Genomic DNA, 12,439 nt, shown 5'->3' with positions numbered 1-12,439 from the left:
CGCGCTTTTGTGTTCACTCTCTGCGATTGCCTGCAGTGAGCTTATGAAGGCACCCATGACTTCACGCACGGCATGGTTAAAACGGTCGGCTGAGCCCAAATTACATTCGAGTGCGAATTTCACGGCTTCTTCGATGGTTTTATTCAGGTTTTCTTTGATGTTTTGCTGCGCTTCTTCTGACTGTGTTTTCAGAGCCTCGATCTGTTGCTCAGCTACGTTTTCTATCTCAGCGCTCTGAGCGCTGTCGCTGAGGGTATTCTTATCCGTGCTCCTCTGCGCCAGTGGTACTTCTTTAGACGCGTTGCTGGCATTAACCGGCGATGTTGCTTTCTCTTCTGTAGGGTTGGTCTTTTTGAATTGAGCCGCGGTACTTGCCGTGTCGATGCTATACAGCGTCGATATGCCCTGGGTCAGTGCGGCTTGTGCGATGATTCCTGCCTGCTGCTGGGCGCTAGTGGCATTATGCGCTGCGTTTGAAAGCGCCTGAGCGGTCGCCTGATACAAATTCCCCATGGCCATTGCAGGGGCGTCGGCCAGAACTTTTACATTGCTTTGGGTGATGGAATCAGTGATCTGATCATTAACTGCGGTAGGGAAGGCCATGGGGTTAATCCTTTAAAGACGGTTAACCCCACAGTAAAGCGATCTCTGTTTCAGAGTAAAGTCAGAATGCGCCAGCTACACGGAAGAATATCCCGTAGGTGGCGAAAAAACTCTCAGATCCGTACTCTGCTTCAACACCCGGGCCGATATCGTAGTCGGACTCGAAGGTGTAGGTGTTGAGAGTGCCTTCGACACCAAGGCTGGCACCAATGATGTAGTCGGCAACGGGAGCGACGGCTTGAAAGCCAACACCATAAGTACTACTTATTGAAAACAGTGAAGAGGCTCCGGATACGTTCAGTGCCGTGCCCTCACCAGGATTGCCTGTGTCTGCGGCAACTTGCTCCGTCGCGATTTCGTAGTCTATTTCTACTTGATCACCGGGTGTGTAGGTTGAGAACCCCATAAGGATATCAAGATCCAGGAACAGGCCTATGTCCCGCTTTCCCGTGCTTGCTACTTGATCGAAACTGTTTTTGAGTGAATCAACCCGAAGCCATAGGCCAATCGTTTCAATGGTGCCCTCAGCATCAATCGCCTGATACGGATAGTTACCTTCTTCGTTGTATCTTTCAAATTCGCCGGTACGGGAGTTAAAGCCAAATTCGGGATTCTGATTTGTGTCTACATCGAGGAGGACAGGAAATACGCTTTTCTCGTAACCAATACCGACGTAGCGGTCGCCGTAGCGCTGGACACCCACGGCAAGAAACTGAGACTTACCGTCGAATTCGGGATCTTCCGGGAGGAGTGTCTGAAACAATTCATCAGGGTCCTGATTACCGGGAAATCTTGCTTCGTCAGTTTCTGAAAAGCGCCCTTTGATCGAGCCCTGGCTAGTCACCAGCATGATCCCGCCCCAGTTGAATATCGCTTTCAACTGATCGATCTCCTTGTCGGCATCAAGTAGTGCAGATACCTCTACGGAGAACTTTTTACTGGTTGGGCTGGAGTAGGTCAGCTCGGTAAAGGTGGTTGAGTCGAAGGTAACACTGTCGCCAGGGAAGACGACTGAGTCCTCGTCGCCAAACGGTGTGACCTGGGTTTGTTTGTAGGCGACAAACTGTTTATCGAGAGCGTGACTACTGAGAGGCAGTGCTGCCCCAAGAACTGTGGTTGCTATTCCAAGGCCAATGCGGCCGGCTGGCGTGCCTTTGCGTATCATCATGATCCCCTGCTTATCTTTGTTCTATGACGACATTATGAGACAGATAGAGACAAATTTCAGATGGCATCTTGGGACACTTGGCAGGAATGATATGACTGTTTGGGAATATTCTCCTGCACAGCGGTGATTGCAATGCAGGAGGTTAGTGAGTGCTTGCGAATTGTAAGCGTTACTTCACCGTTCAGGCGGTTGTTGCTTCCCGCTCAGTAGTTTCAGTTACTGTCCCAGACTCCATGGACGCAAGACTTCCCAGCTCCTGGTCGAATTCGCCAATAAAGCTTTCCATTTTGTCATCGGAAAATTCAGCCGAGGGGTATGACAGGTTCACATTGAAAACGCCATCAATGTTGCAGAGCGTCATAAACATCCCGAAGGTCGGCACTGTAGCGATAACATCTTTTACCCTCGCTGCTTCGCCGGCTTTGTTCAGAAAGTCGAGACTACCAACCGTAGAAAAATGGATGGTCGGTACTGGGATCGTTCCTTTTCTTTTGCCTGCCAATATCCCCAGAGAGTAAAGCTTCTTACCGACGAGAGTGAATGCTTTATCAAGAAGCCAGGGGTAAGAAAGCTTTTTGTGCTTCAGTCTGTCGATTGCGGTAGTGAGTTGGCTTTGCAGGTTTTCCATCATGCGCTGCGGGGATTCCATATCTTTACGGTACGCCCTGAGTATGGAAGTAGTAACGTAATTACCAAATACAGGCGCATCTTTTTCGAAATAAGTGCGCAGATCGTATGAGAGGCGGATGGATACAGTATCGCCGTGCTCTTCGCCGTATCGCTCAAAGAAACTTCGTGCAAGCGCAGTGAGGAAGTAAATATTAAGGCTGTAGCCCATTGATTTGGCTTTCGGCTTCAGGTCGGCCAGTTCATTCTGGAGGTACCGGTGCTTCATAGAAACAGAGCCGATAAAGTCTGTTTTTGTTTCTGCCGGGCTGATGATTTTGTCGTGAGCCGTTTTTTTATTTTCGGCTGAGAGTAATTTCCAGGACTTAAATACCTGGATGGGTGCGGTGATGTAGGGTTTCTGGAATACGCCCGGCACCATTGATGGGTCTTCAAGGGCTTGCGCTATGGTTTCTTTGCCATTCAGGTGCGCCATCAATGACGAGACCATATTAATCCAGCCAACACCGTCACAGGTCATGTGGTGAACTGATATCAGCAGGATGTTTTCTTCGGGCAGGAAGCGGATTTTAATCGGCAGTGCCTGCTGAAGAGTGAATGACTCGTTGAGAAACTCATTCTGGTAATCCTTGAAAGCCTGTGAATCAAAAGGAAGATCTCTCTTTATCTTGAAGGCGTCATCGAATAAAGCGTTGATATGAATTTCATCAGAGATAACTTTCAGGCGCTGCGAGAAAAGCGTCGGTTCTACAATTGTTCTGAGTTTCGGATAGAGATCCATTATGTGCCTGAAGGCGGATCGGATTTCCTCCTCAGAGTGCACCGTCGCAAGCCTCAGCGTAATCATCTGTGAGACGGAGGGTGCAAGGTCCTCGACGACCAGATAGAGAAATTCAGATTTGTTCAGCTTGAGGTATTTGCTGTCGGTTTGCATGATCAAACTCCTTTTGGTGACGTGCACCCCTGATCGTCTTGCCAGGCACTGCATGCGCTTTGGAATCGGTGAGAGATTTTTTCTTTAACAATACTGCGGTTTAAAGAGGCTTGCTACCGTAACGAATGGCTTGTGCTGCTGATGTCTGTCGATTGGCGTGAATAGGCCAGCTAAGGAAAGCGAGACGGGTACTGCGTGGAGTTACTATTGAAAATCACCTACTCAGAGAGAGTAAGTGGTGCGGAAGGAGAGACTCGAACTCTCACACCTTACGGCACCAGAACCTAAATCTGGCGTGTCTACCAATTTCACCACTTCCGCAAAGAAGAGGTGGCGATTCTACTGATTATTGCGGTTATTGCAAGCCTATCTTGGCGCGTTCTGGTGTCTGCGGTATCGTACTGGCATCTGACAACAGGAAGTTCTCTATGAACCCAAGCGATACCCGCCTGAACACCAATATTCTGCTCGTAGCTGCTGCTTTTGTGATTGTGATCGCGGGTGTTAAAAGCGCTGCGAGTATTCTGATCCCGTTTTTGTTGTCGATCTTCATTGCGATTCTGAGTGCTCCCGTGATGCGCTGGCTGACGCATCACCGCGTACCCGAAATCGTCGCTGTGATTCTGATTCTTGTGGGATTTCTGCTGTTCGGGACGATTCTGGCCACCTTTGTTGGTCGAACGATTAATGCGTTCTACCAGGATATGCCACTGTACGAGAGTAAGTTGCAGGCGCTAGTCGATCAGTCGGTTGCCTGGTTGCAGGCCAACGGTGTGGACGTCTCTGATAATGTGCTACGAGAGTACGTTAATCCGGGCGCCGTAATGAAAATGGTCGCCAACGTTTTCAATGGCCTGGGCGGCGTTTTAGCGAATACCTTCCTGATCCTTTTTACGGTGATCTTTATTCTGCTGGAGGCGGCGGGCTTCCCGGCAAAACTGAGAAAAGCCTTGGGTGACAAAACTCAGGCGGTTCAGCACTTTGCCCGTTTCTCTCAGCTGGTTCAGAAGTACCTGGTGATTAAGACTCTTGTGAGCTTAATGACGGGGGCCAGTATTGGTATCGCGCTCTGGGTTATTGGTGTTGATTACGCTGCTATGTGGGCGTTGGTCGCATTTCTCCTGAACTACATCCCGAATATCGGCTCTATTATTGCGGCGGTGCCAGCTGTGCTGGTGGCGCTGATTCAACTGAGTGTTGGTGAAGCCGCGCTGACGGCGCTTGTATACGTTATTGCCAATACTTTCTTTGGCAACATCGTTGAACCCAAGATGATGGGGCGGACGTTAGGTCTCTCGACTCTGGTAGTGTTCTTATCTCTGGTGTTCTGGGGATGGGTGCTTGGCCCGGTAGGTATGCTGTTGTCTATTCCGCTCACCATGGTTGTGAAGATCGCGTTCGAGGTTAACGATCGCACTCGCTGGGTCGCCACTTTGCTGGATCAGTGACCGGGCGATCAGAGTATATAGCCAAGGCCGATCAGTCAGCGTAAATCGGTAAGCGTAAATAAGGGTAAAACCGTGTGGGCGCAGTTACAGCGCGGGGTTACTCTGAATGTAAAGATTAAGGGTAAGCTATGAAATCTGTACTGTTGATTGATGATGATGTTGAGCTCGGTGAACTGCTCAAGGAATACCTTTCGATGGAAGGGTTCGAACTGACTGCAGTGCACGATGGTGAAACTGGCTTACAGCAGGCGCTGTCGGGTGATTACAGCCTGGTGCTGCTCGACGTAATGTTGCCCAAGAAAAATGGTTTTGAAGTTCTGCGTGAGCTGCGCCAGAAGTCTTCTATTCCGGTCATTATGCTGACTGCCCGTGGCGAAAGCGTTGATCGTGTTCTGGGGCTCGAACACGGTGCCGATGACTATATTCCCAAGCCTTACCACCACCACGAGCTGATGGCGCGTATCAAAGCGCTGTTCCGTCGTATCGAAATGTCAGCGGAAGAGCCTGAATCGACCTCAAATGAGCTTAAGGTTGGTGAGCTTGAGCTGAATCCAGCGACCCGCACTGCCACGCGCAGTGGCGAAGAACTGCCCCTGACGGGCGCAGAATTCGGTGTGCTGCAGTGCCTGATGGAAAACGTCGGGGATCTTGTGGATAAAGATAGTCTGTCGATGGCGGCACTGGGTCGCCAACTGATGGCCTACGACCGCTCGATTGATATGCACGTCAGTAACCTGCGTAAAAAACTCGGTAAGCGTGACGACGATTCAGATTGGATCAAGACCGTCCGCAGCCGTGGCTACATGCTGGTGCGGGTGTAAGGTCTGTTTTGCTGACTAGCTTTATTACTCTCTGGGTAGTGGTGAGCCGCTGATGGTGCGCTGGTACCGCTCTCTGTTTCTGCGCATCTTCCTCTGGTTCTGGTTGATGGTGTTTTTCTCCATGACGGTGGCGATTGGTGTCATCGTCTGGCTGGAAGATGACTACTACCGCGAAGCCAACACGCAGGAAATCCGCTTGTTGCGCACCATTGTAGAAACTCAGCGTCCGATTCTTGCTGAAGAGCGTCGCTTTTGGCGCCGTTTGCGGCCGGGCTGGAACCTGGTCATCACCCCCCTCGATAACATCAGTCAGCTTCCACACGACATTGAAGAGTTCGCCGACGAAGCGGCAGAGCGTTCTCAGATCCTCTGGGGGCAGGACGACGGCTGGCAGATGATCGGCCCTGTGAGTCGCGGTAATTACCTTTATGTCGCTGTTGCACGGAGTGGCTGGCAGGGCGTGCTCGAAGACGAGAACCGCTGGTTGATCCCCGTGACTGTGGTTCTGGTAGTTACACTTATGTGTTCGCTACTGGCCTGGTCCATGACACGTCCGGTCCGACGCCTGCAAGGCGCTGTGAAACGTCTGGCGAAAGGCGATTTTGATATGTCTGCCCTCAGTAAGACTTATCGACGCCACGACGAAATCGGTGCACTGACACAGGAAGTCATCGATATGGCGGATGCTTTGCAGCGCCTGCTGCATAGTCATCAGCAATTGCTTCGCGATGTATCACATGAACTCCGCTCGCCACTAACCCGCCTTCAGATTGCTTTAGCGATTGCCCGCAAAAAAGACGAAGGCAGTAAATTGATCGCAGAGCATGATCGTATTGAACGCGCTGTCGGTCAGGTAGATAACCTGATCGGTCAAATGCTTGATCTGGCACGTCTGCAACAACAGGATCAGGCAGAGTTGCTGCGCGAAGAAGACATTGTGCAGGAGCGCTTACAGGAGTGGCTGGATGATGCTGAAATCGAGAGTAACGACCATAAGCTGAGCATCCGCTGTGACATCGATTCAAAACCCATCAAGGCTGACTGGGACTGGCTGCTGGTTGAGCGGGCCTTCGATAATATTCTGCGCAACGCCATCCGTTTCTCGCCTGAAGGAGGTGAGTTAGTCATCCGCTGTCACGAGCGCAGCGGAGTCGTGGCTTTGTCCGTGCGTGATTCTGGCCCCGGTGTTCCGGAAGAAGAGTTGTCACGTATTTTCGATGCGTTTGCGCAGGTGGACTCTGCCCGTGATCACGCCTCTGGTGGCTATGGTATCGGCCTTGCTCTGGTGAGTCGCATCACCGAGCTACACAATGGCACAGTAGTCGCCGAAAACCAGTCGCCGGGCCTGCGGGTAACGCTTTCTATGCCGGTATCTGATAAAAAATCCGCCTGACATCATGAAATGTTCATAAATCATCCAGATTCCCCCTTTTCTTCTGGAGTTTCCCAGCTGTTTTTGGTATTAAATACGGCCCTTTTGCCCCAGCACCTCCGGAAGAAGCGGTGTAAGAGGCGAAATTACACAAACAGCGACGAAACTGGACACCGACTATGTCAGAAGATTTCAAACAAGCGGCATTGGATTACCACGAGTTTCCAAAGCCGGGTAAGATCAGCGTTGAGCTGACCACGCCAGCACAAACCTCACGCGACCTGTCATTGGCATACAGCCCGGGTGTGGCTGAGCCTGTGAAAGAAATCGCTGCTGATCCTGAAAACGCTTACCGCTATACCGCCAAAGGCAACCTGGTTGCAGTAATCACTGACGGTTCTGCCATTCTTGGTCTGGGTAACCTCGGCCCGTTGGCGTCTAAGCCAGTTATGGAAGGTAAGAGCCTGCTGTTCAAGCGTTTTGCCGGTGTAGATTCAATCGACATTGAAGTTGAATCTGAAAGCCCACAGGCCTTCATCGATACAGTTCGTCGTATTGCTAATACTTTCGGTGGTATCAACCTCGAAGACATCAAAGCCCCTGAGTGCTTTGAAATCGAACGTACTCTGATCGAGCAGTGTGAAATCCCTGTATTCCATGACGACCAGCACGGTACTGCGATCGTAACGGTTGCTGGTGTACTGAACGCTCTGGAAATCGTTGGTAAAGACATCGCTGACGTTAAAATGACTGTACTGGGTGCAGGCGCGGCAGCAATCTCTTGCTCCAAGCTGCTGATCCTGGCAGGCATGAAGCCAGAAAACATCTTTATGTGTGACCGTAAAGGCGTGATTCACTCTGGCCGTGACGACCTGAACCAGTACAAAGCTGGCTTCGCTATCGACACTGACAAGCGCACTGTTGACGACGCTCTGAACGGTTCTGACATCTTCCTCGGTCTGTCTGGTCCTAACATGGTGACTGGTGAGCAGATCAAGACGATGGCGGCTAACCCAATCATCTTCGCTTGTGCGAACCCTGTCCCAGAAATTATGCCTGAAGAAGTAGCAGCAGCACGTGACGACGCCATCATGGCGACGGGTCGTTCTGACTTCCCGAACCAGGTAAACAACGTACTTGGCTTCCCATTCATCTTCCGTGGTGCTCTGGACGTACGTGCTCGTCGCATCAACGAAGAAATGAAGCTGGCTGCTGCTAAAGCGCTGGCGGGTCTGGCGAAAGAGCCAGTGACTCAGGAAGTTCTGGATGCATACGGTCTGGATTCTCTGGAATTCGGCCCTGAGTACATCATCCCTAAAGCGGTTGATAGCCGTCTGCTGGGTGTTGTGTCGACTGCAGTTGCACAGGCTGCGATTGATACTGGTGCGGCTGATGGCCCACTGCCAGCAAACTACCCACTGAAGTCTATTTCAGACATCTGATCTGAATTTCAGTGAGTAATAAAAAGGCCGCTATTCGCGGCCTTTTTTGTGTCTGACTCCCGCCTGTTCAGCACAGCCGGGCAGGGGCTGGAATACTGTAGGAGCGCAACGCGAAGCTTGCGCGAGATAGACGTCATTCTGGTCGCGCGTATTTCTTATCCCAAATAAATCGCTACCAGATAGCAAATAAAAAGCCCGGCAGATTTCTCGGCCGGGCTTTTTTATTCAAACGTCGTTGCTATCAGCTCTTCTTAGGCTTGGCGCGCTTACGTTCGTTTTCGGTCAGCAGTTTCTTACGCAGACGGATGCTGGTAGGAGTCACCTCTACCAGTTCGTCGTCTTCGATGAATTCCAGTGCCTGCTCCAGGGTGTGTTTCACTGGTGGTGTCAGGTTGATCGCTTCATCGGTACCGGATGCACGGACGTTGGTCAGCTGCTTTGCTTTGGTTGGGTTAACCACGAGGTCATTATCACGGCTGTGCAGACCCACGATCATGCCTTCGTACACTTCAGTCGCTGGTGATACGAACAGACGACCACGTTCCTGCAGAGTGAAGAGGGCATAACCCAGAACCTTACCAGCAACCATAGAAACCAGTACGCCGTTGTGGCGGGTAGAGCCCAGACCGGTCTGAACCGGACCGTAATGGTCAAACACGTTGGTCAGGATGCCTGAACCGGACGTCATGGTCAGGAACTGGTTACGGAAACCGATCAGACCACGTGCTGGCATGATGAACTCAAGACGCGTACGGCCTTTGCCATCAGGAACCATGTTGGTCATTTCAGCGCGACGGTTGCCCATTTCTTCCATAATGGAACCCTGGTGCTCGTCTTCGATGTCGATAACAACCTGCTCGTATGGCTCCTGCAGCTCACCGTCGACTTCTTTCTGAACCACTTCCGGCTTACCGATGGCCATTTCGAAGCCTTCGCGACGCATGGTTTCAATCAGTACCGACAGGTGCAGTTCACCACGGCCAGAGACTTTGAATTTCTCCGGGCTGTCACCTTCTTCAACACGCAGAGCCACGTTGTGGATCAGTTCCTGTTCAAGACGGTCTTTAATATTACGCGAGGTAACGTACTTACCTTCTTTACCAGCAAATGGCGAGTCGTTCACCTGGAAGGTCATGCTTACGGTAGGCTCATCAACCGTCAGTGGCGGAAGAGCTTCAACATTGCCGACAGCACACAGGGTGTCAGAAATGTTCAGGCCGTCGATACCCGAGATACAAACGATGTCACCGGCCGCAGCTTCATTAACGTCGACACGGTTCAGGCCGTGGAAGCCTTTTACCTGCTGGATGCGACCTTTGCGGGTGTTGCCTTCCGCAGTGATCAGCTGGATGTCAGTACCCGGCTTCAGCTTACCGCGAGTGATGCGGCCAACACCGATAACGCCCACGAAGCTGTCGTAGTCGAGTGCAGAAACCTGCATCTGGAACGGGCCATCGAGCTCAACTTTTGGAGCTTCAACGTGGTCAACGATCATCTGGAACAGTGGCGTCATGTCGTCAGCCATGTTGTCAGGATCATCGCCAGCAATACCGTTCAGGGCGGAAGCGTAAATCACAGGGAAATCGAGCTGTTCTTCGGTCGCGCCGAGGCGGTCGAACAGGTCGAAGATTTCGTCCATTACCCAGTCAGGACGTGCACCCGGACGGTCAATTTTGTTGATAACAACGATAGGACGCAGGCCGCGCTCGAATGCTTTCTGAGTTACGAAACGGGTCTGAGGCATAGGGCCATCAACCGCGTCTACCAGCAGACACACTGAGTCAACCATCGACATAACACGTTCTACTTCGCCACCGAAGTCGGCGTGTCCAGGGGTGTCGACGATGTTAATACGGTAGTCGTTCCATTTAATGGCGGTGTTCTTCGCCAGAATGGTAATACCGCGTTCTTTCTCCTGATCGTTGGAGTCCATCACGCGCTCACCGCCCTGATTGCGGTCCAGAGTACCGGACTGCTCTAAGAGCTTGTCGACCAGAGTAGTTTTACCGTGGTCAACGTGGGCGATGATGGCGATGTTTCTGAGATTCTCAATCACAACAGTAGCCTTCAGAATTGTGAGCCCTGATGGCACTGCGTCAGCAGAGTCAGGAGCAGGTTAAAATTTGAGCGCGGAGTATACCTGAAACACATTACAGCTGGGATATTTCTTTCATGCCGTGTCGCAGGAATACACAAGAGGTTTCGGTACGCCAGAAGGCAGGATAAAAAAGGCGTGGATTTGCACCAAAGAGCATATACGGCAGGGGGGCTGTGAACATATACTGTGCGGGCCTGAAATCGCACACCGATGGAAGGAAATAATTGCATCAAAATAGTGCACATTGCCAGATGTGTGATTCATAGAGGTGCATTCAGAGTGTGCGACATTCCGGTCTAGCCCGTAAGTAGTGGGTTTGCAGTGATGTCCAAAATGGCACACTACTTGCTCTAACAGTGAGCATGGAATCCGGGGCGAGCCCCGAACTTAATAGAACCAGCATCTGGAGAAAGACAATGTCAGAGAACACTCTGAACCTGATCAAAGAGAATGAAGTGACGTGGGTAGACCTGCGCTTCACTGACACCAAGGGTAAAGAACAGCACGTTACTATTCCGGCTTCTTATGTTGACGAAGAATTCTTCGAAACTGGCCAGATGTTCGATGGTTCTTCTATTTCTGGTTGGAAGGGCATCAACGAATCTGACATGATCCTGATGCCAGATGACGAAACTGCGTACATGGATCCGTTCACTGAAGACGCTACTCTGATCCTGCGTTGTGACATCATCGAGCCTTCAACTATGCAAGGTTACGAGCGTGACCCACGTTCTGTTGCTAAGCGCGCTGAAGCTTACCTGCAGTCTACTGGTCTTGGTGACACTGCATTCTTCGGTCCAGAGCCAGAATTCTTCATCTTTGATGACGTAACCTGGGGCTCTGACATGCAGGGCAACTTCTACAAAATCAACTCTGACGAAGGCGCATGGGCAACTGCTTCTAAAGTAGAAGGCGGCAACCTGGGCCACCGTCCACGTGTTAAAGGCGGTTACTTCCCAGTACCACCAGTTGATAGCCTGCACGACATCCGTGCTGCTATGTGTAACACACTGATCGCAATCGGTCAGGACGTAGAAGTACACCACCACGAAGTGGCAAACGCTGGTCAGAACGAAATCGGCGTTAAGTTCAACACTCTGGTTAAGAAAGCTGACGAAGTTCAGATGCTGAAGTACGTTGTACACAACGTTGCAGCTGCTTACGGCAAAACTGCTACCTTCATGCCTAAGCCAGTTGTTGGCGATAACGGTTCTGGTATGCACGTACACCAGTCTTTCTGGAAAGACGGCGAAAACATGTTCGCTGGTGACGGCTATGCTGGCCTGTCTGAAACTGCCCTGTTCTACATCGGCGGTATCATCAAGCACGCTAAAGCACTGAACGCGTTTACCAACCCGTCTACTAACTCTTACAAGCGTCTGATCCCAGGCTTTGAAGCTCCAGTAATGCTGGCATACTCTGCCCGTAACCGCTCTGCTTCTATCCGTATCCCATACGTTGCAAGCCCTAAAGGTAAGCGTATTGAAGCTCGCTTCCCAGATCCAACGGCTAACCCATACCTGGCGTTCGCAGCTATGCTGATGGCTGGCCTGGACGGTGTTAAGAACAAGATCCACCCTGGCGATGCAGCTGACAAAGACCTGTACGACCTGCCAGCTGAAGAAGCTGCTCAGATTCCACAGGTTTGTGGCTCACTGCGTGAAGCTCTGGAAAGCCTCGAAGCTGATAAAGACTTCCTGACTGCTGGTGGCGTGTTCACCGAAGACATGATCGAAGCTTACATCGAGCTGAAGATGGAAGAAGTTCACCGTGTAGAACACACTACTCACCCAGTAGAGTTCGACATGTACTACTCTGTGTAATCTTCGGATTATCTGAGTTGAAAGAGGGTCGCTTCGGCGGCCCTTTTTTGTGCCTGTAGAAAATACGATTTCGCGGGTGTTTGTAGGAAATGAGATGGACCCG

8 protein-coding genes, 1 tRNA gene and 1 pseudogene are annotated in these 12,439 nt (G+C 51.2%); 5 read left to right on the top strand and 5 right to left on the bottom strand.

Features of this window, described 5'->3' with window-relative positions:
• Window positions 1-363: 363 nt before the first annotated feature.
• From B3007_RS08915 to B3007_RS08900, 4 genes and pseudogenes are all read right to left on the bottom strand, one after another.
• Window positions 364-603 (bottom strand): annotated as a pseudogene (locus B3007_RS08915) (RebB family R body protein); the annotation flags it as partial.
• Between the two features lie 61 nt (window positions 604-664).
• On the bottom strand, window positions 665-1,771 hold the full coding sequence (locus B3007_RS08910; protein ID WP_301377236.1) for a hypothetical protein: 1,107 nt from the start codon (window positions 1,769-1,771) through the stop codon (window positions 665-667).
• Window positions 1,772-1,952: 181 nt separating this feature from the next.
• On the bottom strand, window positions 1,953-3,332 hold the full coding sequence (locus B3007_RS08905) for a hypothetical protein (RefSeq protein ID WP_301377237.1): 1,380 nt from the start codon (window positions 3,330-3,332) through the stop codon (window positions 1,953-1,955).
• A 236-nt stretch (window positions 3,333-3,568) separates the two neighbouring features.
• Window positions 3,569-3,653 (bottom strand) — tRNA-Leu (locus B3007_RS08900).
• Window positions 3,654-3,760: 107 nt separating this feature from the next.
• On the opposite strand from B3007_RS08900, the gene B3007_RS08895 reads away from it, so the two are divergent.
• From B3007_RS08895 to B3007_RS08880, 4 genes are all read left to right on the top strand, one after another.
• Complete coding sequence (locus B3007_RS08895) at window positions 3,761-4,780, top strand: AI-2E family transporter (RefSeq protein WP_301376790.1); 1,020 nt, start codon at window positions 3,761-3,763, stop codon at window positions 4,778-4,780.
• A gap of 128 nt (window positions 4,781-4,908) precedes the next feature.
• Window positions 4,909-5,601, top strand: coding sequence for a response regulator (locus B3007_RS08890; RefSeq protein ID WP_273091850.1), 693 nt, complete (start codon window positions 4,909-4,911; stop codon window positions 5,599-5,601).
• 52 nt (window positions 5,602-5,653) lie between these two features.
• Window positions 5,654-6,994, top strand: a complete 1,341-nt coding sequence (locus tag B3007_RS08885) for a HAMP domain-containing histidine kinase (RefSeq protein ID WP_076514267.1) — start codon at window positions 5,654-5,656, stop codon at window positions 6,992-6,994.
• A 158-nt stretch (window positions 6,995-7,152) separates the two neighbouring features.
• Window positions 7,153-8,415 carry a malic enzyme-like NAD(P)-binding protein gene (locus tag B3007_RS08880; RefSeq protein ID WP_297531466.1) on the top strand — a complete coding sequence of 421 codons (1,263 nt, stop codon included), beginning with the start codon at window positions 7,153-7,155 and terminating at the stop codon, window positions 8,413-8,415.
• 241 nt (window positions 8,416-8,656) lie between these two features.
• Here the strand turns inward: B3007_RS08880 and typA are convergent, their stop codons facing one another.
• On the bottom strand, window positions 8,657-10,471 hold the full coding sequence (gene typA / locus B3007_RS08875; protein ID WP_301387676.1) for a translational GTPase TypA: 1,815 nt from the start codon (window positions 10,469-10,471) through the stop codon (window positions 8,657-8,659).
• A gap of 458 nt (window positions 10,472-10,929) precedes the next feature.
• Here typA and glnA point away from each other — a divergent pair, with 458 nt between their 5' ends.
• Window positions 10,930-12,336, top strand: coding sequence for a glutamate--ammonia ligase (gene glnA, locus B3007_RS08870; RefSeq protein ID WP_297531472.1), 1,407 nt, complete (start codon window positions 10,930-10,932; stop codon window positions 12,334-12,336).
• Window positions 12,337-12,439: the final 103 nt, after the last annotated feature.

The organism is Thalassolituus sp. UBA675 (genome assembly GCF_002297765.1).
Classification (GTDB): domain Bacteria; phylum Pseudomonadota; class Gammaproteobacteria; order Pseudomonadales; family Oceanobacteraceae; genus Thalassolituus.
This window is presented reverse-complemented; position numbering and strand designations above follow the sequence as displayed.